18 protein-coding genes are annotated in these 22,278 nt (G+C 58.7%); 2 read left to right on the plus strand and 16 right to left on the minus strand.

The window, feature by feature from the left end; genetic code table 11:
• Positions 1-137: 137 nt before the first annotated feature.
• From dnaE to rpsB, 16 genes are all read right to left on the minus strand, one after another.
• Positions 138-3,659 carry a DNA polymerase III subunit alpha gene (gene dnaE, locus LOY38_RS24105; RefSeq protein ID WP_258697354.1) on the minus strand — a complete coding sequence of 1,174 codons (3,522 nt, stop codon included), beginning with the start codon at positions 3,657-3,659 and terminating at the stop codon, positions 138-140.
• Between the two features lie 82 nt (positions 3,660-3,741).
• Positions 3,742-4,383 carry a ribonuclease HII gene (gene rnhB, locus LOY38_RS24110; protein WP_258697355.1) on the minus strand — a complete coding sequence of 214 codons (642 nt, stop codon included), beginning with the start codon at positions 4,381-4,383 and terminating at the stop codon, positions 3,742-3,744.
• On the minus strand, positions 4,383-5,510 hold the full coding sequence (lpxB, locus tag LOY38_RS24115; RefSeq protein ID WP_258697356.1) for a lipid-A-disaccharide synthase: 1,128 nt from the start codon (positions 5,508-5,510) through the stop codon (positions 4,383-4,385). Before lpxB ends, rnhB begins: the two co-directional genes overlap by 1 nt.
• 2 nt (positions 5,511-5,512) lie before the next feature.
• Entirely contained in the window at positions 5,513-6,289 is a 777-nt protein-coding gene (gene lpxA / locus LOY38_RS24120; RefSeq protein WP_205887353.1) for an acyl-ACP--UDP-N-acetylglucosamine O-acyltransferase, read from the minus strand.
• Entirely contained in the window at positions 6,286-6,726 is a 441-nt protein-coding gene (gene fabZ, locus LOY38_RS24125) for a 3-hydroxyacyl-ACP dehydratase FabZ (protein WP_258697357.1), read from the minus strand. The genes lpxA and fabZ overlap by 4 nt, the downstream gene beginning before the upstream one ends.
• Positions 6,727-6,834: 108 nt before the next feature.
• Positions 6,835-7,890, minus strand: coding sequence for a UDP-3-O-(3-hydroxymyristoyl)glucosamine N-acyltransferase (lpxD, locus tag LOY38_RS24130; protein WP_258697358.1), 1,056 nt, complete (start codon positions 7,888-7,890; stop codon positions 6,835-6,837).
• A gap of 3 nt (positions 7,891-7,893) precedes the next feature.
• The gene (locus LOY38_RS24135; protein ID WP_007907155.1) at positions 7,894-8,397 is read right to left on the minus strand and encodes an OmpH family outer membrane protein; all 504 of its coding nucleotides are present in this window, start codon (positions 8,395-8,397) and stop codon (positions 7,894-7,896) included.
• A 45-nt stretch (positions 8,398-8,442) separates the two neighbouring features.
• Positions 8,443-10,833, minus strand: coding sequence for an outer membrane protein assembly factor BamA (gene bamA / locus LOY38_RS24140; protein WP_258697359.1), 2,391 nt, complete (start codon positions 10,831-10,833; stop codon positions 8,443-8,445).
• 72 nt (positions 10,834-10,905) lie between these two features.
• Complete coding sequence (gene rseP / locus LOY38_RS24145) at positions 10,906-12,258, minus strand: sigma E protease regulator RseP (RefSeq protein ID WP_258697360.1); 1,353 nt, start codon at positions 12,256-12,258, stop codon at positions 10,906-10,908.
• Between the two features lie 52 nt (positions 12,259-12,310).
• Positions 12,311-13,501 (minus strand): 1-deoxy-D-xylulose-5-phosphate reductoisomerase, encoded by a 1,191-nt coding sequence (gene ispC, locus LOY38_RS24150; RefSeq protein WP_258697361.1) that lies wholly within the window; start codon positions 13,499-13,501, stop codon positions 12,311-12,313.
• Positions 13,498-14,304: a phosphatidate cytidylyltransferase gene (locus tag LOY38_RS24155; protein ID WP_258697362.1), complete on the minus strand. Its 807-nt coding sequence runs from the start codon at positions 14,302-14,304 to the stop codon at positions 13,498-13,500. Before LOY38_RS24155 ends, ispC begins: the two co-directional genes overlap by 4 nt.
• Positions 14,304-15,059 (minus strand): polyprenyl diphosphate synthase, encoded by a 756-nt coding sequence (gene uppS, locus LOY38_RS24160; RefSeq protein WP_008015050.1) that lies wholly within the window; start codon positions 15,057-15,059, stop codon positions 14,304-14,306. Before uppS ends, LOY38_RS24155 begins: the two co-directional genes overlap by 1 nt.
• Positions 15,060-15,072: 13 nt before the next feature.
• Entirely contained in the window at positions 15,073-15,630 is a 558-nt protein-coding gene (gene frr, locus LOY38_RS24165; protein ID WP_258697363.1) for a ribosome recycling factor, read from the minus strand.
• Positions 15,627-16,370: a UMP kinase gene (gene pyrH, locus LOY38_RS24170; RefSeq protein WP_003172271.1), complete on the minus strand. Its 744-nt coding sequence runs from the start codon at positions 16,368-16,370 to the stop codon at positions 15,627-15,629. Before pyrH ends, frr begins: the two co-directional genes overlap by 4 nt.
• Before the next feature lie 210 nt (positions 16,371-16,580).
• Positions 16,581-17,444: a translation elongation factor Ts gene (gene tsf, locus LOY38_RS24175; protein ID WP_258697364.1), complete on the minus strand. Its 864-nt coding sequence runs from the start codon at positions 17,442-17,444 to the stop codon at positions 16,581-16,583.
• 192 nt (positions 17,445-17,636) lie between these two features.
• Positions 17,637-18,374: a 30S ribosomal protein S2 gene (gene rpsB / locus LOY38_RS24180; protein ID WP_003219330.1), complete on the minus strand. Its 738-nt coding sequence runs from the start codon at positions 18,372-18,374 to the stop codon at positions 17,637-17,639.
• A gap of 373 nt (positions 18,375-18,747) precedes the next feature.
• Between rpsB and map the strand changes: the two genes are divergently transcribed.
• Both map and LOY38_RS24190 read left to right on the plus strand, forming a co-directional pair.
• Positions 18,748-19,530 (plus strand): type I methionyl aminopeptidase, encoded by a 783-nt coding sequence (gene map / locus LOY38_RS24185; protein WP_030127993.1) that lies wholly within the window; start codon positions 18,748-18,750, stop codon positions 19,528-19,530.
• A 45-nt stretch (positions 19,531-19,575) separates the two neighbouring features.
• Positions 19,576-22,278, plus strand: a complete 2,703-nt coding sequence (locus LOY38_RS24190) for a [protein-PII] uridylyltransferase (protein ID WP_258697365.1) — start codon at positions 19,576-19,578, stop codon at positions 22,276-22,278.

Here is a 22,278-nt window from a genome sequence, read left to right on the forward strand (position 1 = left end):
GGTCGACGTCCAAGAGAGCTTGGGCCGGCCGGTTGTCTATTCGCGCCCTACCTTAAGGGACAGGCGCGTTCAGGTCGAGATTAAAAATTCGGGTCGGGATCAGGCGCGTTCCAATGGTAAAGAATGGCACCTGACCGTCAACGGTATTGGAGGAAGACGTTGTCTCGCCCAAACTGGTCACGCAGGGCTTGAATCAAGGCATCCGCCGGGTCGATCCGCCAGGTCTCGCCGAACTGCAACAAGGCCTTCGCATCGGGACTGGTGTACTCCATGGTGATCGGACACGCGCCGCGGTGACGCTTGAACAGCTCCCCCAGCCAGCGTAGCTGATCGCCTTTCAAATCCTTGGTGTGCAATTTCAGGCGCAGGCTTTCGGCCAGGTTGGTGCGCGCATCTTCCATGCTCATCACCCGCTTGACCCGCAGCCGCAGGCCGCCAGAGAAGTCGTCGTTGCTGACTTCACCTTCCACTACCACCATCGCATCGGTCTGCAACAGCGACTGCGCGGAATGGAAGGCGTCGGCAAACAACGAAGCTTCAATCCGCCCGGAGCGGTCGTCGAGGGTGATAAAGCCCATCTTGTCGCCCTTTTTGTTCTTCATCACTCGCAGGGCGATGATCATGCCCGCGACCGTCTGGGTATCGCGAGCCGGCTTCAGGTCGACGATGCGTTGACGGGCGAAGCGACGAATCTCGCCTTCGTATTCGTCGATCGGGTGGCCGGTGAGGTACAGGCCCAAGGTGTCTTTCTCGCCTTTCAGACGTTCCTTGAGGGTCAGTTCCTTGGCCTTGCGGTGATTGGCGTAGACATCGGCGTCTTCTTCAACGAACAGACCGCCAAACAGATCGGCATGACCACTGTCGTGAGTGCGAGCGGTTTGTTCGGCTGCCTTGATCGCTTCTTCCATGGCCGTCAACAAGACCGCGCGGTTACGATCGATGTTGGCCTGATAGGCTTTCTGCTCATCGTGAAAATACGGGCCAAGGCGGTCCAGGGCACCACTGCGGATCAAGCCGTCGAGGGTTCGTTTATTGATGCGTTTGAGGTCGACCCGCGCGCAGAAATCGAACAGGTCCTTGAACGGCCCGTCCTGCCGCGCCTCGGTAATCGCTTCGACCGGCCCCTCGCCCACCCCCTTGATAGCGCCCAGACCGTAAATGATGCGGCCTTCGTCGTTCACCGTGAACTTGAACTCCGAGGTGTTCACGTCCGGTGCGTCGAGGCGCAGCTTCATGGTCCGCACTTCTTCGATCAAGGTCACGACCTTGTCGGTGTTGTGCATATCCGCCGAGAGCACCGCGGCCATGAACGGCGCCGGGTAGTGGGCTTTCAGCCACGCGGTCTGGTACGACACCAGGCCGTAGGCGGCGGAGTGGGATTTGTTGAAGCCGTAACCGGCGAATTTTTCCACCAGGTCGAAAATGTTACCGGCCAGGTCAGCGTCGATATTGTTGGTGGCGCAACCTTCAATGAAACCGCCGCGCTGTTTGGCCATTTCTTCGGGTTTTTTCTTACCCATGGCTCGACGCAGCATGTCCGCGCCGCCGAGGGTGTAACCGGCCATGACCTGGGCAATCTGCATCACCTGTTCCTGATACAGGATGATGCCGTACGTCGGCGCCAGGACGGGCTTGAGGCCTTCGTACTGGTAGTCCGAGTGCGGGTACGCGAGCTCCGCGCGACCGTGCTTACGGTTGATGAAGTCGTCCACCATGCCCGATTGCAACGGGCCCGGACGGAACAGGGCCACCAGTGCGATCAAGTCTTCCAGGCAGTCGGGCTTGAGCTTTTTGATCAGCTCTTTCATGCCGCGCGACTCGAGCTGGAACACCGCGGTGGTTTCGGCTTTTTGCAGCAACGTGTAAGTCGGTTTGTCGTCCAGCGGAATAAAGGCGATATCCAGCGGCGGTTCGTTGACCTTGGCGCGCTCGCGGTTGATGGTTTTCAGCGCCCAGTCAATGATCGTCAGGGTCCGAAGCCCCAGGAAGTCGAACTTCACCAGACCGGCAGCCTCGACGTCGTCCTTGTCGAACTGGGTCACCAGACCGTCGCCCGCTTCGTCGCAATAGATCGGCGAGAAGTCGGTCAGCTTGGTCGGCGCGATTACCACACCACCGGCGTGTTTACCGACGTTACGCACAACGCCTTCGAGCTTGCGCGCCATTTCCCAGATTTCCGCGGCTTCTTCATCGACCTTGATGAAGTCGCGCAGGATTTCTTCCTGCTCGTAGGCTTTTTCCAGGGTCATGCCGACTTCGAACGGAATCATCTTCGACAGACGATCCGCCAGGCCGTAGGACTTGCCCTGCACTCGCGCCACGTCACGGACCACAGCCTTGGCCGCCATGGAACCGAAGGTGATGATCTGGCTTACCGCGTTACGGCCGTACTTCTCGGCCACGTAATCGATCACGCGGTCGCGACCGTCCATACAGAAGTCGACGTCGAAGTCGGGCATGGAAACCCGTTCCGGGTTAAGGAATCGTTCGAACAGCAGGTCATATTCCAGCGGGTCGAGGTCGGTGATCTTCTGCACGTAGGCCACCAGCGACCCGGCACCCGACCCACGGCCAGGACCGACCGGCACGCCGTTGTTCTTGGCCCACTGGATAAAGTCCATCACGATCAGGAAGTAACCGGGGAAGCCCATCTGGATGATGATATCCAGCTCGAAATTCAATCGGTCGACATAGACCTGACGCTTGGCTTCGTAGTCTTCGGTGGTGTCTTTGGGCAGTAGAACGGTGAGGCGCTCTTCCAGACCGTCGAACGAAACCTTGCGGAAATACTCATCGATGGTCATGCCATCGGGAATCGGGAAGTTGGGCAGGAAGTGCTTGCCCAGTTTCACTTCGATGTTGCAGCGCTTGGCGATCTCGACCGTGTTCTCCAGCGCGTCGGGCAGGTCGCTGAACAGCTCGGCCATTTCCTCTGCGCTTTTGAGGTATTGCTGATCGCTGTAATTTTTCGAACGTCGCGGATCGTCGAGGGCGCGGCCCTCACCGATGCAAACGCGGGTTTCGTGGGCTTCGAAGTCTTCCTGCTTGATGAAGCGCACGTCGTTGGTCGCTACCAGTGGCGCGCCGATTTTCTCGGCCAGGGCCACGGCGCCGTGCAGTTGTTCTTCATCATTGGGGCGGTTGGTGCGCTGGACTTCCAGATAGAAACGATCCGGGAACACCGACATCCATTCGCGAGCCAGGGTTTCGGCTTCGTCCGGGTTGCCACCGAGCATGGCCAGACCGATTTCGCCCTCTTTCGCCGCCGACAGCATGATCAAGCCTTCGCTGGCTTCGGCCACCCACTCGCGCTCGATGATGATCGAGCCATTGCGCTGGCCGTCGATGAAGCCGCGGGAGATCAGTTCGGTGAGGTTGCGATAACCCGTGGCGTTCATCGCCAGCAGGCTGATCCGGCTCAAGGGGTTGTCCGGATCCTTGTTCGACAGCCACAGGTCGGCGCCGCAGATCGGCTTGATCCCGGCGCCCATGGCGGCTTTATAGAATTTGACCAGGGAACACATGTTGTTCTGGTCGGTGACCGCCACGGCAGGCATGTTCATGCCGACCAGGGTCTTGACCAGCGGTTTGATCCGCACCAGACCGTCGACCAGGGAATATTCAGTGTGCAGGCGTAGATGAACGAATGATGCCGGCATAGTGATCCTGTCTAGAAACTAGAAACGTGAAGACAACAAGGCCCGGATTGTACCGGGCCTTGAGTAAAACATCAGCCTGCGACTAACCCTCGATCAGGTTTTCCCGCGCTTCATACGCCAAGCGTACCGGGGCGAACGAGCGCCGATGAATCGGTGTCGGCCCCAGACGCGTCAGCGCTTCCAGATGAACGGGCGTCGGGTAGCCTTTGTGGCCACCGATGCCGTAACCCGGGTAAATCAGTTCGAACGCCGCCATTTCACGATCACGGCTGACCTTGGCCAGAATCGACGCCGCGGCGATGGCTGGCACTTTGCCGTCACCCTGCACCACCGCTTCGGCACGCATCGAGAGTTTCGGGCACCGGTTGCCGTCGATCATCGCCAGTTTCGGCTGAATGTGCAGGCCTTCGACCGCGCGCTGCATGGCCAGCATCGTGGCATGGAGAATGTTCAGCTCGTCGATTTCTTCAACTTCGGCACGAGCGATGCACCAGCTCAGAGCTTTTTCGCAGATTTCGTCGTAGAGCTTTTCGCGGCGGGCTTCGGTGAGTTTCTTCGAATCGTTGAGGCCGAGAATCGGCCGGCTCGGATCGAGGATCACCGCCGCCGTCACCACGGCACCACACAGCGGGCCACGACCGACTTCATCAACACCCGCCACCAGATCTTCAACTTCATCGACCAGCATAAAATCCAGGCCCAGCTGCTTGCTTGCTTTGCTCATTATGCTCCGCCAATCAGGTTCAGCACCGCGTCCGCTGCCTGATTGGAGGCGTCCAGGCGCAGGGTTCGGTGGATTTCGTCGAAGCCTCGGGTCTGCTCCTGGCCACCTTCGATCAGTGGCGACAGGGTCTGGGCCAAGGCTTCGACCGTCGCATCGTCCTGCAACAACTCCGGCACCAGCAGACGCTGGGCCAGCAGGTTCGGCAAGGACACGTAAGGACTCTTCACCATCCGCTTGAGAATCCAGAACGTCAGCGGTGCCAAGCGATAAGCGACCACCATCGGCCGCTTGTACAGCAGTGCTTCCAGCGTTGCCGTTCCTGAAGCGATCAATACCGCATCGCACGCCGCCAATGCCTGGTGGGATTTGCCGTCGAGCAAGGTCAACGGCAAGTCGCGACCGACCAGCAGCTCTTCAAGCTGGGCCCGGCGTTCCGGGCTGGCGCACGGCATGACGAACCGCACGCCTGGACGCATGGCCCGCAGGCGCTGGGCGGTATCAAGGAACAGCGCGCCGAGGCGCCCGACCTCACCGCCACGACTGCCCGGCATCAGGGCGACCAACGGCCCGCCCGGCAAACCGAGTTCGGCCCGCGCAGCGGCGCGATCGGCCTCAAGCGGGATTGCATCGGCCAGGGAATGCCCGACAAACCGCACCGGCACGCCCTTCTCTTGATAAAATTTAGCTTCGAACGGGAACAGCGTCAGCATCAGGTCGCAACCTTCGCGAATCTTCAGCACCCGTTTTTGCCGCCAGGCCCAGACCGACGGGCTGACGTAATGCACCGTCTTGATCCCGGCCTGATGCAGCTTGAGTTCGATATTGAGATTGAAGTCCGGGGCATCGATACCGATGAACACGTCCGGCTTCTCGGCAATCAGGTCCGCAACCAATTTCTTGCGACGTGCCAACAGCTCGCGCAAACGGCCCAGCACTTCCACCAGCCCCATGACAGAAAGGCGTTCCATCGGGAAATAGGAGGTCAGGCCTTCGGCCTGCATCAGCGGACCGCCGACACCCATGAACTCGACCGCAGGATGCTGTGCCTTGAGCGCACGCATCAAACCCGCGCCCAGAATGTCACCGGAAGCCTCACCCGCCACCAGCGCAATACGCAGATTGGCCATGATTAGCGGGTGATGCCACGGGTCGAAGACTGGATGGAATCACGGAATACCGCGACTTCCGGGAACTGCAGCGAAGGTTCCGCCAGCTCGGCAAGCGCTTGCTCGACCGTCAGGCCCTGGCGGTAAACCACCTTGTAGGCACGACGCAGCGCGTGGATCGCGTCTTCGCTGAAACCGCGACGGCGCATGCCTTCGAAGTTCATGCTGCGGGCTTCGGCCGGGTTGCCGAATACCGTGACGTAGGCTGGAACGTCCTTGCCAATGGCGGTGCCCATGCCGGAAAAGCTGTGGGCACCAATGTGGCAATACTGGTGAACCAGGGTAAAACCGGACAGGATCGCCCAGTCCTCGACATGCACATGGCCCGCCAACGCGGTGTTGTTGACCAGAATGCAGTGATTACCGATGACGCTGTCATGGCCGATGTGGGCATAGGCCATGATCAGGTTGTGATCGCCGAGGGTCGTTTCCGAACGGTCCTGAATGGTCCCACGGTGAATCGTCACGCCTTCGCGGATGACGTTGTGATCACCGATGACCAGACGGGTTTCTTCGCCTTTGTATTTCAAATCGGGCGTGTCCTCGCCTACCGAAGAAAACTGGTAGATGCGGTTGTGCTTACCGATTCGGGTCGGGCCCTTGAGAATCACATGCGGCCCGATCACTGTTCCCTCGCCGATTTCCACACCTGCGCCGATGATCGACCAAGGGCCGACTTCGACGTCGTCGGCCAGAACGGCCGTCGGATCGATGATTGCGCGAGGGTCAATCAAACTCATAGCTTGCGTTCCGCGCAGATGATTTCAGCGGAGCAGACGGGTTTGCCATCGACCGAAGCCTGGCATTCGAATTTCCAGATCTGACGCTTGCAGCTGATGAACTTGGCTTCAAGGATCAGTTGGTCGCCCGGCAGCACTGGCTGACGAAAGCGCAATTTGTCGGAGCCGACGAAATAGTAAAGGGTGCCGTCGGCCGGTTTCACGTCGAGCATTTTGAAACCAAGGATCCCGGCAGCCTGAGCCATCGCTTCGATGATCAATACGCCCGGCATGATTGGATGCGCAGGGAAGTGACCATTGAAGAACGGCTCGTTGATGCTGACATTCTTGTAGGCGCGAATGCGCTTGTCTTCCACATCCAGATCCACGACCCGATCCACCAGCAGGAACGGGTAACGGTGAGGCAGGTATTCGCGAATCTCGTTGATGTCCATCATTTCGGGGGGAAGCCTATGTAAAGATTGGGAGCGCGCGACTGACGCGCACTCCTCTAGCAAATCAAGGAGGCAGTCTAGTGGCTGTGCACACTTGATATGGAAATGGTATCAGCCATCTGATGAAGCATTACCGTCAGGGGTCACGTCCCCTACACGCTTTTCCAGCTGTCGCAGACGTCGCGCGATGTCATCGAGCTGACGGATACGTGCCGCGCTTTTGCGCCATTCGGCTGCCGGTTGCATCGCCGTACCGGAAGAATAAGAGCCCGGCTCGGTAATCGAGTGGGTCACCATGGTCATCCCGGTCAGGAAAACGTTATCGCAAATGTCGATATGCCCCACCAGCCCTACGCCACCGGCGAGCATGCAATGCTTGCCGATTTTGGTGCTGCCGGAAATCCCCACACATGCGGCCATGGCAGTGTGGTCACCGACCTGGACGTTGTGGGCGATCTGAATCTGGTTGTCGAGCTTCACACCATTGCCGATGACGGTATCGGCCAACGCACCGCGATCGATAGCGGTATTTACACCTATTTCAACGTCGTCACCAATCGAGACGCCGCCGATCTGGGCGATTTTCTGCCAGACACCTTTCTCATTGGCAAAACCGAAGCCTTCACCGCCGAGCACGGCACCGGATTGAATCACGACCCGTTTGCCGACGCGCACGTCGTGATACAGCGTAACGCGCGGGGCCAGCCAGCCGCCCTCGCCGATTTCGCTGCGAGCGCCAATGAAGCAATGAGCCCCAACGGTCACACCAGCACCAATTCGCGCTGCGCTTTCGATCACCGCAAAGGCACCGATGCTCGCTGCCGGATCAACCACCGCATCCGCTGCCACCACGGCTGTCGGATGAATACCGGCAGGTGCCTTGGGCTTGGGATCGAACAAATGGGAAATGCGCGCGTAGGCCAGATACGGATCAGGCACCACCAGGGCATCACCGGCAAAACCTTCAGCGTCGGCGGCCTTCAGCAATACAGCTGCGGCCTGACTGCCAGTCAGGTATTTACGATATTGGGGGTTTGCCAGAAAGCTCAACTGAGCTGGGCCAGCCTCTTGCAAAGTGGCTAGCCCAGTAATTTCCTTCTTCGGGTCGCCACGTAAGGTGGCGCCGAGGAACTCGGCCAGCTGGCCGAGCTTGATAGTCGCTGTCATGGGTTACTTCAGCTGATTCATGCGCTCGATAACCTGGCGAGTGATGTCGTACTGAGGTTTGACATCAATCACTGCGCCACGCTCGAAGACCAGGTCAAAAGCACCTTTCTTGATGACTTCTTCCACAGCGCTGTCCAGTTTCGGCTTGAGCTGCTTCAGCATTTCACGGTCGGCAACGGCTTTGGCTTCGTTCAGCTCCTTGGACTGGAACTGGAAATCACGGGCCTTTTGCTTGAACTCAAGCTCCAGGCGCTCACGCTCGCCTTGCTGCATTTTGTCGCCACCGGCCATCAGACGGTCCTGGATACCCTTGGCGCTGCTTTCCAGGCTCTTGAGCTTGGTCAGTTGCGGGCCGAACTTCTTCTCGGCATCCACGGCGTATTTCTTCGCCGCGTCGGATTCCAGCAGCGCCATTTGATAGTTCAGAACGGCGATTTTCATGTCGGCAAAAGCCGGTCCTGCGACCAGTACGGTCGCCAGGAGAACCAATTGAGTCAACTTACGCACGATGCACTCCTACAAAATCCATTGTCGTTATCTTGGGTCAGACGCTTAGAACGTCTGGCCGAGGGAGAATTGGAACACTTGGGTTTCAGCCTCATCCGGTTTCTTGATCGGCATGGCCAACGCGAAACTCAGAGGCCCCAGTGCGGTAACCCAGGTCACACCTACACCGACAGAACTGGCCATGTTGCTCAGGCTGATGTCGTTGCACGCTGTTTGAGAGGTTGAACCGACATTTGCGTTTGTCGTTTTTTCGCACTTGGAGTCGAATACGTTACCCACATCCCAGAATACCGAAGTACGCAAGGAACGCTGATCCTTGACGAATGGCAGTGGGAAAAGCACTTCGACACCACCCTGGATCAGCACGTTACCACCGAACGGCAGCGGATCCTGATCCGGGTCGGCAAGTGTGCCGGTGTTACCCGTCACAGCCACGCCGCGGCTAGGGGTACTGCGAGGCCCCAGGGTACTGTCCTTGAAGCCACGCACCGAGTTGAAACCACCCGCGTAGTAATTTTCATAGAACGGCAAGCCATCGGTCGAACCGTAACCATCGCCATAGCCCAGCTCGGTGTGCAGGCGCATGGTGTAATTTTCGGTCAACGGCTGGAACAACTGGCCACGGTAATCGAGCTTGAAGAACGACAGGTCACTGCCAGGCGTCGTGGTTTCCAGGGTCAGACTCTGGGAATGACCGCGGGTCGCCAGTACGCCCTTGTTCAGGGTGGACTCGGACCAACCGGCCGAAGCCTTGAAGTTCAGGTAGCTGTCGCCTTCGCGGTTAACGAAGTCGAAAATCTCGTCAACGGTATACTGGCCAGTCTTGATCTTGTCCTGTTGCGCAGACAGACCGAAGGTCAGACGCGAAGTCTCGCTGATCGGGTAACCGACGCTCACGCCCGCACCCAGGCTGTCTACGGCATAGCTGGCCACGTCGGCATCGAGCTCATCGTAGTCGGTGGTGCGGTAGAAAGCGTTGTAACCCAGGCTCACACCGTCAGCAGTCCAGTAGGGGTCGACATAACCGAAGTTATAACGGCTCTGGTATTGGCTGCGGGTCAAACCGATACTGACCTTGTTACCGGTACCCAGGAAGTTGTTCTGGGTGATCGAACCACCGAGGATCAGGCCGGCGCTCTGGGCGAAACCGACGCTGGCGGTAATCGAACCGGAGGCCTGTTCTTCAACGCTGTAGTTCACGTCAACCTGGTCATCGACACCGGGTACGGCTGGTGTTTCGACGTTGACTTCCTTGAAGAAGCCCAGGCGTTCCAGGCGCGTCTTGGATTGATCGATCAGGTAGGTCGAAGCCCAGCCGCCTTCCATCTGACGCATTTCACGGCGCAGCACTTCGTCTTCTGACTTGGTGTTGCCACGGAAGTTGATGCGGTTCACATAAGCACGCTTGCCTGGATCGACAGCGAACGTGATATCGACCGTGTGGTCTTCATCGTGAGGCTGAGGCACGCCGTTGACGTTGGCGAAGGTGTAACCCTCGTTACCCAGGCGGCGGGTGATCAGTTCGGAGGTGGTGGTCATCAGCTTGCGCGAGAACACCTGGCCTTTCTGCACCAGCAGCAGGGACTTGACCTGGTCTTCAGGGACTTTCAGGTCACCGCTGAGCTTCACGTCACGAACGGTGTACTTCTCGCCTTCGTTGACGTTGACGGTGATATAGACGTGTTTCTTGTCCGGGGTGATGGACACCTGGGTCGAAGCGATATCCATATTGATATAGCCGCGGTCCAGATAGTAGGAACGCAGACGCTCCAGGTCACCGGAGAGTTTTTCACGGGCGTACTTGTCATCGTTCTTGAAAAACGACAGCCAGTTGCTGGTCTTGAGTTCGAACAGGTCGATCAGATCTTCATCAGGGAAGACGGTGTTGCCCACCACGTTGATGTGCTGGATCGCCGCAACGGTGCCCTCGTTGATATTGACCTTCAGGGCAACGCGGTTACGCGGCTGCGGCACCACTTCGGTGTCGACGGTAGCCGAGTAGCGGCCCTGAGCGACGTATTGACGCTGCAGCTCGTTACGCACACCTTCGAGGGTGGCGCGCTGGAAGATCTCGCCTTCGGCCAGACCGGATTGCTTGAGGCCCTTCATCAGGTCTTCAGTGGAGATCGCCTTGTTGCCTTCGATCTCGATACTGGCGACCGACGGCCGCTCGACTACCGTGATGACCAGGACGTTGCCTTCACGGCCCAGCTGGATATCTTGAAAGAACCCGGTTTTGAACAGCGCACGAGTGGATTCCACCAGGCGACGATCATCCGCCTGTTCGCCGACGTTCAACGGCAAGGCACCAAAGACACTACCCGCGGAGACCCGCTGGAGGCCATTGACGCGAATATCAGAGATAGTGAAGGACTCGGCGTGAACTTCGGCGATCATCAATACGGTGAGAACCGCAGTTAGCAGCAGACGTTTCATGAAGTCCTTTCTTATTCCAACTGGCAATAAAAACTGCCGCAAAATGCGGCAGATTCGCAATTCAGCGAAGCGTTACAGTCGACCCAGATCATTGACCAGAGCAAGCAACATCACCCCGACCACCAAACTGATACCGATCTGTATCCCCCAACCTTGCACCCGATCCGACAAGGGACGACCACGCGCCCACTCGATCAGATAAAACAACAAATGCCCCCCATCCAGCACAGGAATGGGCAGCAAATTCAGAACCCCCAGGCTAATACTCAGATAAGCAAGGAAATTCAGGAAATCAGCGAAGCCCGACTGGGCAGAAGCGCCCGCCACTTTAGCAATGGTTATCGGTCCACTCAAGTTTTTTACCGAGAGCTCGCCGAACAACATTTTCTTGAGCGAATCGAGGGTCAGTACGCTCATGGTCCAGGTGCGTCGGGCACCCTCCCCAATCGCAGCTACCGGACCGTAACTGACTTCGCGAATCATCTCTGGTGGCCAATCGACCGCTTTCACCCCCGCGCCCAGATAACCACTGGGTGCCTTGCTCTCGCCGCGAGCAGCCAGTGTCACAGGGACATCGATTTGAGCACCATCGCGCTCGACGCGCAGCATGATTTTGGTATCCGGATGCAGGCGGACGATGTCGACCACCTGCTGCCAGTCATCCAGCGCCTTGCCATCGAGGGCCAACAAGCGGTCGCCGGCTTTCAGGCCCGCAGCCTTCGCCGGCCCTTTCGGATCGAACTCGGCCAGGACCGGCGGCAACGCCGGACGCCAAGGTCGAATACCCAGCGAACGAATCGGATCCGGCTCATCAGCGCCCTTGAGCCACTTTTCCAATACCAGCTCACGAGGCGAATCCACCGTGGAGCCCTGTTCGCGGACCAACAATTGAAGGGAACCGCTTTCCCCCAGGCGACGGACCAGCTGCAAATTCACTGCGCCCCAGCCGGAGGTTGGCTCGCCATCGATGGCAACAATTTCCTGACCCGGACTCAAACCGGCCTTGGCGGCAATACTGCCGGACTCAACCGCGCCGATAACCGGGCGCACCTGCTCGCTGCCGAGCATTGCCAACGCCCAGAAAAACACCATCGCCAATAGAAAGTTGGCGATCGGACCGGCTGCCACGATAGCAATGCGCTGGCGGACGGACTTGCGATTGAAGGCTTGATCGAGCTGATCGGCCGGGACCTCGCCCTCGCGCTCGTCGAGCATTTTCACGTAGCCACCCAGCGGAATGGCGGCGACCACGAACTCAGTGCCCTTGCTGTCGTGCCAGCGCAGCAGCGGCATGCCGAAGCCCACAGAGAAACGCAGCACTTTGACCCCGCAGCGACGCGCGACCCAGAAATGGCCGAACTCGTGGAAGGTGACCAGCACGCCCAGCGCTACCAGGGTGCCGACAATCATATAGAGCGCGCTCATCTACTTTCTCCGCAATCCTATCAGTGCTGCATGGGGCGACGTATTGCAGCACTTATCGCCCGTGACGACTCAGCCATTGCCCGGCCAGTACCCGTGCCTTCGCATCGGCCGTAAACACTGCCTCGAGATCATCTACCGCAACCACAGGCTCGAGGCTCAACACTTCCTCGATGATACTCGCGATTTCCAGATAGCGAACCCGTCCGTCGAGAAAGGCCGCCACAGCCACTTCATTCGCCGCATTGAGCATGGCCGGCGCACTGTTGCCGGCCTCGGCGGCCTGACGCGCAAGGCGCAGGCAAGGGAAACGCTCTTCATCGGGCGCCTGGAAGTCCAGGCGAGCGATGGCGAACAGGTCCAGGGGTGCAACACCCGAGTCGATCCGCTCTGGCCAGGCCAGGGCATTGGCGATCGGCGTGCGCATGTCCGGATTGCCCAACTGCGCCAGTACCGAACCATCGATGTAGTCGACCAGCGAATGAATCACGCTCTGCGGGTGAATCACCACTTCGACCTGAGAAGGCGTAGCGTCGAACAGCCAGCAGGCTTCTATCAGCTCGAGCCCCTTGTTCATCATGCTGGCCGAATCCACCGATATCTTGCGCCCCATGGACCAGTTCGGGTGGGCACACGCTTGCTCAGGGGAAACATGCGCCAGTTCGGCCATGGGTGTCTGTCGGAACGGGCCGCCAGAGGCTGTCAGTAAAATCCGGCGTACACCGACCGCACCCAGTCCACGGGCGAAATCCTGCGGCATGCACTGGAAAATCGCGTTGTGCTCGCTATCAATCGGCAGCAACACCGAACCGCTTTTACGCACGGCCTGCATAAACAACGCACCGGACATCACCAGTGCTTCTTTATTGGCCAGAAGAATCTTCTTGCCGGCTTCGACCGCCGCCAGAGTCGGACGCAAGCCTGCCGCACCGACGATGGCCGCCATCACCGCATCGACTTCCGGATCGGAGGCGATCTGGCACAACCCTTCCTCCCCCACCAGAACGCGGGTCGACAGACCGGCCGCGCGCAAGTCGTCCTGCAAGCCTCGGGCAGCGCCAGCTTCCGGCACGACCGCGAAGCGCGGTGCATGACGCACACACAGCGCCAGCAAATCACTCAAGCGAGTGAAACCGCTCAAGGCAAAAACCTGATAGCGCTCGGGATGACGGGCGATGACGTCGAGGGTGCTCAGACCAATCGAACCGGTCGCCCCCAGCACGGTAATCTGCTGCGGGCGGCTCACGGCGCCGCCATCCACAGCAGCACGGCGAACACCGGAATCGCCGCCGTCAGGCTGTCGATGCGGTCCAGCACGCCGCCGTGGCCGGGTAGCAGATTACTGCTGTCCTTGATCCCCGACTGGCGCTTGAACATGCTTTCAGTGAGGTCGCCGACCACTGAAATGAATACGATAATTGCGGCACCGAACAGCCCCATCAGCATCTGAGCGAAACTCCAGTCCCGCACAAAACCGACGATTGCCGTGACCACCAGACTCAGCAGCAAGCCGCCGTAAACGCCTTCCCAGCTCTTGCCTGGGCTGACCTGTGGCGCCAGCTTGCGTTTGCCGAAGGCCCGGCCGGAGAAGTACGCGCCGATATCAGCACCCCAGACCAGCACCATCACCGCCATGATCTGCCAGTTACCCAGGGCGCCTTGCTTGATCCAGATCAGCCCTTGCCAGGCCGGCAACAGAATCAACAAACCGATCACCAGTTTGCAAGCTGCACTGGCCCAGTGCTCGCTAGACCGTGGATAGGTCAGCACCAGGTACGTGGCCACGCCCCACCAGAGCACCGAAGCGCCCAATACCCAAGGCGCGAGCCCCGGCAGGATGTGCATGACAAACAGAATCAACGCGACCACAGCCGCATAGGCGACACGGATCGACTGGGCAGCGAAACCTGCCAGGCGCGCCCATTCCCACGCACCAAGCGTCACCACCAGCCCGATGAACAGCGCAAAACCGGAGCCTTCGAGCAGGAAAAACCCGCACAGGGCAATCGGCAGCAGGATCAGCGCCGTGATGATTCGTTGTTTAAGCATTAAACCCGGGCCCCAGCCTCGACCTGCTCGCTCGTTTTACCGAAGCGACGCTGGCGAGAAGCGAAATCGGCTAGCGCGTTGCGCATGGCGTCGTGTTTGAAGTCCGGCCAGAACAGGTCGGAGAAGTACAACTCGGCGTAAGCCAGTTGCCACAGCAGGAAGTTACTGATGCGATGCTCACCACCGGTACGGATGCACAAGTCCGGCAACGGCAGATCACCGGTCGCCAGGCAGGTTTGCAAAAGTTCGGGGGTAATGTCTTCCGGACGCAGATGCCCGGCCTGAACTTCGCGCGCAAGACGCTGCGCGGCTTGCGCGATATCCCACTGGCCGCCGTAGTTGGCGGCGATCTGCAGAACAAAGCGGTTGGCGCCGACGGTCATCGCCTCGGCTTCGCGCATGGCGGCCTGAAGCTCCGGGTGAAAACGCGAACGATCGCCAATGATGCGCAAACTGATGTTGTTGTCGTTGAGGCGCTTGGCCTCACGACGCAGAGCCTTGAAGAACAGATCCATCAAGGCGCTGACCTCATCGGCAGGGCGCTGCCAGTTCTCGCTGGAAAAGGCGAACAAGGTGAGTACTTCGACCTTGGCCTCGGCACACACCTCAATCACCGCGCGCACCGCATCCACGCCCGCTTTATGCCCGGCGACACCCGGCATAAAGCGTTTCTTCGCCCAGCGATTATTGCCATCCATGATGATCGCGACATGGCGCGGCACCGCGGACGGCGCAGTCTGCTTGGTCTTATCCATGAAAAAACGACCCTTATACGGCCATCAGGTCTTTTTCTTTCTGCTTCACAGCCACTTCGATGTCTGCAATGAACTTGTCGGTCAGCTTCTGGATATCGTCAGCCGCACGACGCTCTTCGTCTTCACTGATCTCTTTCTCTTTGACCAGATCCTTGTACTGACCCAGTGCATCACGACGGATGTTGCGCACGGCAACACGGGCGTCTTCAGCGGCATCACGAGCTTGCTTGGTGAAGCCCTTGCGGGTTTCTTCGGTCAGGGCCGGCATGCTGATCAGCAGCAGTTCACCGAGGTTGGTCGGATTGAGGTTCAGGCCAGCGCTGCCGATCGCTTTATCCACAGCCCCCAACATGTTGCGCTCAAAGGCAACGACTTGCAGGGTACGAGCATCTTTAACAGTGATGTTGGCCACTTGCTTGATTGGGGTGTCGGAACCGTAATACGGCACCATCACGCCTTCCAGAATGCTTGGGTGCGCCTGGCCGGTACGGATACGACCGAAGTTGTGCGCCAGCGATTCCAGGGATTTCTGCATGCGCTCTTGAGCGTCTTTCTTGATTTCGTTGATCATTGTTGGCCTTCCTCGATCAGGGTCCCTTCAGCGCCGCCATGCACGATGTTCAGCAGGGCGCCGGGCTTGTTCATGTTAAATACGCGCAGCGGCATTTTGTGGTCGCGGCACAGACAAATGGCCGTCAGATCCATTACACCCAGCTTGCGATCCAGCACTTCATCGTAAGTCAGATGATCGAACTTCTCGGCATGCGGGTCTTTGAACGGGTCAGCGGTGTAGACGCCATCGACCTTGGTCGCCTTGAGCACGACATCGGCATCGATCTCGATCGCTCGCAGGCAGGCCGCCGAATCCGTAGTAAAGAACGGATTACCGGTACCGGCGGCGAAAATCACGACTTCCTTGGCGTTCAGGTGGCGCATGGCTTTGCGGCGATCGTAGTGATCGGTCACACCGACCATGGAAATGGCCGACATCACGATGGCCGAGATATTGGCACGTTCCAGCGCATCGCGCATCGCCAGGGCGTTCATCACAGTGGCCAGCATGCCCATGTGGTCGCCAGTCACCCGATCCATGCCCGCCGCACTGAGCGCCGCGCCACGGAACAGGTTGCCGCCGCCGATCACCAGACCGACCTGAACACCGATGCCGACCAGTTGGCCAACTTCCAGTGCCATGCGATCCAGAACTTTGGGGTCGATCCCGAACTCTTCCGAGCCCATCAGGGCCTCGCCGCTAAGCTTGAGTAGAATGCGTTTATAGCGAGCCTGATAACCACTGCCCTGCTGAGCCATTGCGAATCTCTCCTGCGGCGTATTTTAAAAATTCTTTGCGAGCTGTTTACAGCTGGCGCTCACTCTAGCTTGGCGCTGCTTCAGCGCCATCGGAACATGGCTTTGTAAGCCAGTTCCAAAAGGAAACCAAATAAAATTGGCAACCCCATCTGAAAAGAGGCTGCGCGCGTAAGCGGGCAGCCTCTTCAGGGCGACAGTTAAAAAACTGTCTTATTGCTTGGCGGCAGCCAGCTGTGCAGCAACTTCTTCGGCGAAGTTGTCAACTGGCTTCTCGATGCCTTCGCCAACCTTGAAGTAGGTGAAGGAAACGATTTCAGCGCCGGCTTTCTTGGCCAGAGCACCTACGGTGACTTCCGGGTTCATGACGAAAGCCTGCTCGACCAGACTGGCTTCAGCCAGGAACTTGGTGATACGACCGGCGATCATCTTCTCGACGATTTCAGCTGGCTTGCCTTTCATCTTGCCTTCGTTCAGAGACAGGAAGACGCCCTTCTCACGCTCGATGGCTTCTGGCGAAACCTGCGATGGCAGCAGGAACTCAGGATTGCTTGCCGCCACGTGCATGGCGATCTCTTTGGCGAGCTGAACATCACCACCCTTGAGAACAACAGCAACACCGATCTTGTTACCGTGCAGGTAGGTGCCGACAACGTCACCCTCTACGCGCGCCAGGCGACGGATGTTGACGTTTTCGCCAACCTTGGCCACCAGGGCTTCACGAGCCGATTCTTGAGCGGCGATCAGCGGAGCTGCGTCGGTCAGTTTTTCAGCGAAGGCTTTGTCTACGCTGGCAGCAACGAAGTTCTTGAAGTCATCTTGCAGAGCCAGGAAGTCGGTCTGCGAGTTGACTTCCAGCAGCACGGCTGATTTGTCGTCGGCCTTGATAGCGATCGCGCCTTCAGCAGCAACGTTGCCTGCTTTTTTGGCGGCCTTGATGGCGCCCGAAGCACGCATGTCATCAATGGCTTTTTCGATGTCGCCGCCAGCCTTGGTCAAGGCCTTTTTGCAATCCATCATGCCTTCGCCAGTACGCTCGCGCAGTTCTTTGACCAACGCTGCAGTAATCTCTGCCATTTTCAAATTCCTCTTGGATAGGTTTTCAACCATTCCACCCGATCGAACGGGCGTTCAATTCTTCCCGAACCACCCTTGTTAGCCGCTGCACGTTACAGATGCTGTAGCTGCGCTGCTCACAAATGGTTTTCGAGGTGGCAAAAAGGGGGCCAAGCCCCCTTTTTGCTTACTGAGTCAACGCCAGGGCGTCAATTACTCAGCTGCTGCTACCGGAGCTTCTTCAACGAACTGCTCGGTGCCGCCAGCAACGTGGTTGCGACCGCGGATTACAGCGTCAGCCATCGAACCCATGTACAGCTGGATAGCGCGGATTGCGTCATCGTTGCCTGGGATGATGTAGTCAACGCCTTCCGGGCTGCTGTTGGTATCGACTACGCCGATAACCGGGATGCCCAGCTTGTTGGCTTCGGTGATCGCGATGCGCTCGTGATCAACGTCGATAACGAACAGAGCGTCTGGCAGACCGCCCATGTCCTTGATACCACCCAGGGAACGATCCAGCTTCTCAAGATCGCGAGTGCGCATCAGCGCTTCTTTCTTGGTCAGCTTGGCGAAAGTACCGTCTTCGGCTTGCACTTCAAGGTCACGCAGACGCTTGATGGAAGCACGGATGGTTTTGAAGTTGGTCAGCATGCCGCCCAACCAGCGGTGATCGACGTACGGCGAACCGCAACGTGCTGCTTCTTCAGCAACGATCTTGCCAGCGGAACGCTTGGTGCCGACGAACAGAATCTTGTTTTTGCCCTGGGCCAGACGCTCTACGAAAGTCAGAGCTTCGTTGAACATTGGCAGGGTTTTTTCAAGGTTGATGATGTGGATCTTGTTACGCGCGCCGAAAATGTACTTACCCATTTTCGGGTTCCAGTAACGGGTCTGGTGACCGAAGTGCACACCGGCCTTCAGCATATCGCGCATGTTGACTTGGGACATGATAGTTCCTTAATAAGTCGGGTTTGGCCTCCACGTATCCCAATGACCAACCAGCAGCATCAGCTGAAGGCACCCAGGTCATCGTGTCGACACGTGTGTGGATTTAAGCTTTCCAGGGTATCCCCGGAAAGCGGCGCATTTTATATCACAAGGCAGAAAAAAACGGAACCCGGATTCTGAAAAGCCGGTGAATGCTTTTGCCCCCCGCCTTGGAATCTCCCCAGAATGCGCCATCCTATAGAGAGAAGCGATACACAGAGGCTCAGATTTGCGCTGATCGTCTGGTAGAATCGCGTTTTTCAGGGCTGCGACATTTGTCTGCGCAATGCCCATTTCGTTTTAGAAGGCGCCATTGAGCGCAGAGAGAGCCTGTATGACCGTCACCCTCAAAACCCCAGAGGACATCGCAAAAATGCGGATCGCCGGCAAATTGGCCGCCGACGTGCTGGAAATGATTGCCGATTATGTCAAACCGGGTGTCACCACCGAAGAGCTGGACCGCATCTGCCACGACTATATCGTCAATGAGCAGAAAGCCATCCCTGCCCCGCTCAACTACAAGGGCTTCCCGAAGTCGATCTGCACCTCGATCAACCACGTGGTCTGCCACGGCATCCCGAACGAGAAGCCATTGAAAGATGGCGACACCGTGAACATCGACGTCACCGTGATCAAGGACGGTTACCACGGCGATACCAGCCGCATGTTCCACGTCGGCACCGTGCCGGTCTGGGCCGAGCGTCTGTCCCAGGTGACTCAGGAATGCATGTACAAGGCCATCGAACTGGTCAAACCCGGCTGCCGCCTGGGCGATATCGGTGAAGTGATCCAGAAGCACGCGGAAAAGAACGGCTTCTCGGTGGTTCGCGAGTTCTGCGGCCATGGCATCGGCAAAGTGTTCCACGAAGAGCCGCAGATCCTGCACTACGGCCGCGCCGGCACCGGCATGGAACTGAAAGCCGGCATGACCTTTACCATCGAACCGATGATCAACCAGGGCAAGGCCGACACCAAGGTGCTGGGCGACGGCTGGACCGCCATCACCAAGGACCGCAAGCTGTCGGCGCAGTGGGAACACACCCTGCTGGTGACCGAAACCGGCTACGAGATCTTCACCCTGCGCAGCGACGACACCATCGCGCGCGTTTCGGCCTGATCCCGCCAGTTCCGTTCCCAGCCTTATAGAAAGGAAAGTCAATCGATGCCGCAGGTGGATCCCGAACTCTTCGACCGCGGCCAGTTCCAGGCTGAACTGGCCCTGAAGGCAAGCCCTATCGCTGCTTTCAAGAAGGCGATCCGTCAAGCCCGCGAGGTGCTCGACGAGCGGTTTCGCAGCGGCCGGGACATTCGCCGGCTGATCGAGGATCGTGCCTGGTTCGTCGATAACATCCTGCAAAAGGCCTGGGAACAATTCAACTGGAACTTCGATGCCGACATCGCGCTGGTCGCGGTCGGCGGCTACGGTCGTGGCGAGCTGCACCCCTACTCCGACATCGACCTGTTGATCCTGCTGGACAGCGCCGATCACGAAATTTTTCGTGATTCCATCGAGCGTTTTCTGACGTTGTTGTGGGACATTGGCCTGGAAGTCGGCCAGAGCGTGCGCTCGGTAGACGAATGCGCCGAGGAAGCCCGCGCCGACCTGACGGTGATCACCAACCTGATGGAAAGCCGCACCATTGCCGGCCCCGAGCGCCTGCGCCAGCGCATGCTGGACGTGACCAGCACCGCGCATATGTGGCCCAGTAAGGACTTCTTCCTGGCCAAGCGCGCCGAGCAGAAGGCCCGCCACCACAAGTACAACGACACCGAATACAACCTGGAACCCAACGTCAAGGGCTCCCCCGGCGGCTTGCGGGATATTCAGACGATCCTGTGGGTCGCCCGTCGCGAGTACGGCACTTTGAACCTGCGGGCTCTGGCGGGTGAAGGTTTCCTGGTAGAGAGCGAAAACGCCCTGCTGGCCTCGTCCCAGGAGTTTTTGTGGAAAGTGCGTTACGCCCTGCACATGCTCGCCGGCCGTTCCGAAGACCGCCTGCTGCTCGATCACCAGCGCACGATTGCCGGGCTGCTTGGATTCAACGGCGATGACGCCAAGCACGCCATCGAAAACTTCATGCAGCAGTACTACCGGGTGGTGATGAGCATCGCCCAACTCAGCGACCTGATCATCCAGCACTTCGAAGAAGTGATCCTGGCCCCCGAAGACGAAGCACCGCCACAGCCTATCAACTCGCGGTTCCAGCTGCACGACGGCTACATCGAGGCGCGTAGCGACAACGTTTTCCGCCGCACGCCGTTCGCCATGCTTGAGATATTCGTGCTGATGGCCCAGCAGCCGGAGATCAAGGGCGTGCGCGCCGACACCATCCGTCTGCTGCGCGAGAACCGCCATTTGATCGATGACGACTTCCGCAATGACATCCGCAACACCAGCCTGTTCATCGAGCTGTTCAAGTGCAAGATCGGCATCCACCGCAACCTGCGGCGGATGAACCGTTACGGCATCCTTGGGCGTTATCTGCCGGAGTTCGGCTTCATTGTCGGGCAGATGCAGCACGACCTGTTTCACATCTATACGGTCGACGCCCACACCCTGAATCTGATCAAGCATCTGCGTAAATTGCAGTACACCCAGGTGTCGGAAAAATTCCCGCTGGCCAGCAAGCTCATGGCCAAGCTGCCCAAACCCGAGCTGATCTATCTGGCCGGTCTGTATCACGACATCGGCAAGGGTCGGCATGGCGATCACTCGGAAATCGGCGCAGTGGATGCCGAAGCCTTTTGCCAGCGCCACCAGTTGCCGGTCTGGGACAGCCGCCTGATCGTCTGGCTGGTGCAGAACCACCTGATGATGTCGACCACCGCCCAGCGCAAGGACTTGTCCGACCCGCATGTGATCCACGATTTCGCGCAGATCGTCGGCGATGAAACCCGCCTTGATTATCTGTATGTGCTGACCGTTGCCGACATCAACGCGACCAACCCGTCGCTGTGGAATTCCTGGCGCGCGAGTCTGTTGCGCCAGCTTTACACCGAGACCAAGCGCGCCTTGCGTCGCGGCCTGGAAAATCCGGTGGATCGCGAAGAGCAGATCCGTCAGACCCAGAGCGCGGCGCTGGACATCCTGGTACGCGGCGGCACCGACCCGGACGACGTCGAGCAGCTCTGGGCGCAATTGGGCGATGACTACTTCCTGCGCCACACCGCTGGCGATGTGGCCTGGCACACCGAGGCAATCCTGCAGCAACCGGCCGACGGTGGTCCACTGGTGCTGATCAAGGAAACCACCCAGCGCGAGTTCGAGGGCGGCACACAGATTTTCATTTACGCACCGGATCAACACGACTTCTTCGCCGTGACCGTGGCCGCGATGGACCAGCTCAACCTGAACATTCACGACGCCCGGGTCATCACCTCCAGCAGCCAGTTCACCCTCGACACCTATATCGTGCTCGACACCGATGGCGACTCGATCGGCGACAACCCGGCGCGGGTCAAGCAGATCCGCGAAGGTCTGACCGAAGCCCTGCGCAATCCGGACGACTACCCAACGATTATTCAGCGCCGAGTACCGCGCCAACTCAAGCATTTTGCCTTTGCACCACAGGTAACGATCCACAACGACGCCCAGCGTCCGGTGACCGTGCTGGAACTCAGTGCGCCCGACCGTCCTGGCCTGCTGGCGCGAATCGGCACGATCTTCCTCGAGTTCGACCTGTCGTTGCAGAACGCCAAGATCGCCACCTTGGGTGAACGCGTGGAAGACGTGTTCTTCATCACCGACGCGAACAATCAGCCGCTGTCCGACCCGTTGCTGTGCAGCCGCTTGCAGGATGCAATCGTCGAACAGCTGAGCGTCAGCCAGGAACCCGATATCAAACTGTCGCGCATCAACATCTGA

The sequence above is a fragment of the Pseudomonas sp. B21-015 genome, from assembly GCF_024749285.1.
Classification (GTDB): domain Bacteria; phylum Pseudomonadota; class Gammaproteobacteria; order Pseudomonadales; family Pseudomonadaceae; genus Aquipseudomonas.

Coding starts and splice junctions, on each gene's coding strand:
- rnhB (WP_258697355.1), bottom strand. CDS start 4,383: ATGAGCAAAGCAAGCAAGCAGCTGGGCCTGGATTTTATGCTGGTCGAT.
- LOY38_RS24155 (WP_258697362.1), bottom strand. CDS start 14,304: ATGCTTAAACAACGAATCATCACGGCGCTGATCCTGCTGCCGATTGCC.
- fabZ (WP_258697357.1), bottom strand. CDS start 6,726: ATGATGGACATCAACGAGATTCGCGAATACCTGCCTCACCGTTACCCG.
- rpsB (WP_003219330.1), bottom strand. CDS start 18,374: ATGTCCCAAGTCAACATGCGCGATATGCTGAAGGCCGGTGTGCACTTC.
- lpxB (WP_258697356.1), bottom strand. CDS start 5,510: ATGGCCAATCTGCGTATTGCGCTGGTGGCGGGTGAGGCTTCCGGTGAC.
- uppS (WP_008015050.1), bottom strand. CDS start 15,059: ATGGATAAGACCAAGCAGACTGCGCCGTCCGCGGTGCCGCGCCATGTC.
- frr (WP_258697363.1), bottom strand. CDS start 15,630: ATGATCAACGAAATCAAGAAAGACGCTCAAGAGCGCATGCAGAAATCC.
- map (WP_030127993.1), top strand. CDS start 18,748: ATGACCGTCACCCTCAAAACCCCAGAGGACATCGCAAAAATGCGGATC.
- lpxA (WP_205887353.1), bottom strand. CDS start 6,289: ATGAGTTTGATTGACCCTCGCGCAATCATCGATCCGACGGCCGTTCTG.
- tsf (WP_258697364.1), bottom strand. CDS start 17,444: ATGGCAGAGATTACTGCAGCGTTGGTCAAAGAACTGCGCGAGCGTACT.
- pyrH (WP_003172271.1), bottom strand. CDS start 16,370: ATGGCTCAGCAGGGCAGTGGTTATCAGGCTCGCTATAAACGCATTCTA.
- LOY38_RS24190 (WP_258697365.1), top strand. CDS start 19,576: ATGCCGCAGGTGGATCCCGAACTCTTCGACCGCGGCCAGTTCCAGGCT.
- lpxD (WP_258697358.1), bottom strand. CDS start 7,890: ATGACAGCGACTATCAAGCTCGGCCAGCTGGCCGAGTTCCTCGGCGCC.
- rseP (WP_258697360.1), bottom strand. CDS start 12,258: ATGAGCGCGCTCTATATGATTGTCGGCACCCTGGTAGCGCTGGGCGTG.
- dnaE (WP_258697354.1), bottom strand. CDS start 3,659: ATGCCGGCATCATTCGTTCATCTACGCCTGCACACTGAATATTCCCTG.
- bamA (WP_258697359.1), bottom strand. CDS start 10,833: ATGAAACGTCTGCTGCTAACTGCGGTTCTCACCGTATTGATGATCGCC.